General features: G+C 27.7%; 1 protein-coding gene. It reads left to right on the top strand.

Features of this window, described 5'->3' with window-relative positions; translation table 11 throughout:
• Nucleotides 1-1,657, top strand: a 1,657-nt coding sequence (locus JMO20_RS12890) for an ABC transporter permease (protein WP_202710095.1), incomplete at its 5' end; no start/stop codon positions are given.
• Nucleotides 1,658-2,001: the final 344 nt, after the last annotated feature.

The raw sequence follows: 2,001 nt of genomic DNA, 5'->3' as shown, positions 1-2,001 counted from the left end.
ATTTAATATATCATCTGTAGAGAGACTAAGACATTTCGGACTATTAAGATCCATTGGATTAACGCCAAAGCAATTGAAAAAAATTCTTATTGGAGAAGCACTTTTATTGGCACTCATCTTTGTTCCCATAGGAGTTATAGTAGGTGGCTTAGGTACTAAACTTATTTTAAGGATTATTAACAATATTATTGGCATGAAATCACAAGGAGATTTAAACTTATTTAATGTTATTGTTCCAATGATAATAGGCTTTATATCTATAATAATTGCTTCCATAAGTCCTGCTAGAATCAGTTCTAAGATTTCACCTATAGAGTCTTTGAACATAGAAGGAAATATAATAGAAAATAGTAAAGGAAAAAGTAAGAAGAAAAACAAAAATAAAGTGATTCAAAAGATGTTTGGATATACAGGTAAAATAGCATTTACTAACTTAGTAAGGAATAAAAAAAGATTTTATGCAACAGTTATATCAATTAGTATTAGTATAGCTCTTTTTATAACAGCAAATTATCTTGTCAAGAACTTAAATCCATATTATCAAGTTCAAAAGAGTATAGATTCTGATTATGTGTTATCATTGCAGATAAGTGATGAACCTATTGGATATTCAGAAGAAGTAATTAATGAAATTAAGAATATTCATGGAATTAAATCCATAGAAAAAATGAAGTTTTATCACAGTTCTTTAGAACTTAAAAAAAGTCATTTATCTGAAAAAGGATTTGAAGAAAATAAAGATGACCCCACCATAAATAAAGATGTGGACGAGGAATGGCCATATACAGTGAGTTCAATGTTTGTAGGATTATCAGAAGAAAAACTAAAAGAAAGCGGAATATATGAACCTATGGCTGAACAAGGTGATAAGCTACCAAACTTATATATTATGCAAAACCTTAACTATCAAGATATTACTAATGTAGTCAAGAATGATAAAGTACAAGTGAAGTTTAGTTATAAACATTTTCCAAATCGGATTCGTATGAGTAAAATATTTAGGGTGGCAAAAGTTTTAAAGAAACCACCTATAACATTTAACGCAAGAGATGGAGATTCAATTATATTTATGTCTACAAACGATATGGAAAAATACCTTGGGCTAAAAGGATATCAAAAAATAGATATTAATGTTACTGAAGATGGAGATATACAAAGTATAGAACAAAAATTAAATGAAATAGCAAATAACCAGAAGTACGGGAAGTTAACTATTTTTAGAGATCAATTGGCGATGTATGAAAGGTTTAGATTGGAAATTGCATCAATTTTATATATTCTAATAGGAGTTATTATATTAGTTGGATTAGTTAATATAGTGAATATTATGACTATAAATGTAATACTACGACGTAGGGAATTTGGAATGCTAAGAGCACTTGGAATGACGAATCAACAATTGAGAAAGGTTCTTACAAAGGAAGGTTTGTTTTATGGGTTGATTAGTTCTGGTATAGGTTCTATTGTTGGTATAGCATTGATTTGTTTAGTATATTATTCTGCTAGAAGAGGGATTGATTTAGAATTAGAATTTGACTATATATCTATAATTTCAGCGTGTTTAATAACTACGATATTGACAGTATTGTCAACCTTATTGCCATTAAGAAAAGCTATATCTCTTAATGTAGTTGAATCAATAAGAGCAATAGATTAAGAGTATATACTACGGCTTAAATTAGTCGTAGTATATTTTTTATAAAAATGATTAAAGATTCTTGCGACATATATCTTAAGAAAAGTCCTATTAAAAGAAATCATCCATCTTAATTTTCTTAGACTAATAAGTATAAATTAATAAACATTAAATAAATTTAATATTTACAATTTTCAGAAAAATCTCTGATATAATAAACTCAATGGAAATATTATACATAAAACAGGGGGAATTGTATGAGTATTTTAGAAGCCTATGAGTTAAATAAAAAATATGGAGATGGTGAAACTCAGGTACATGCATTAAAGGATGCAGAACTAAAAATAGAAAAAGGTGAGTTTGTT

It is taken from the genome of Sporosalibacterium faouarense (genome assembly GCF_016765695.1).
Lineage (GTDB): Bacteria > Bacillota > Clostridia > Tissierellales > VENL01 > Sporosalibacterium > Sporosalibacterium faouarense.
The sequence above is the reverse complement of the archived record's forward strand: the minus strand, read 5'-3'. Positions and strand labels throughout refer to the sequence as shown.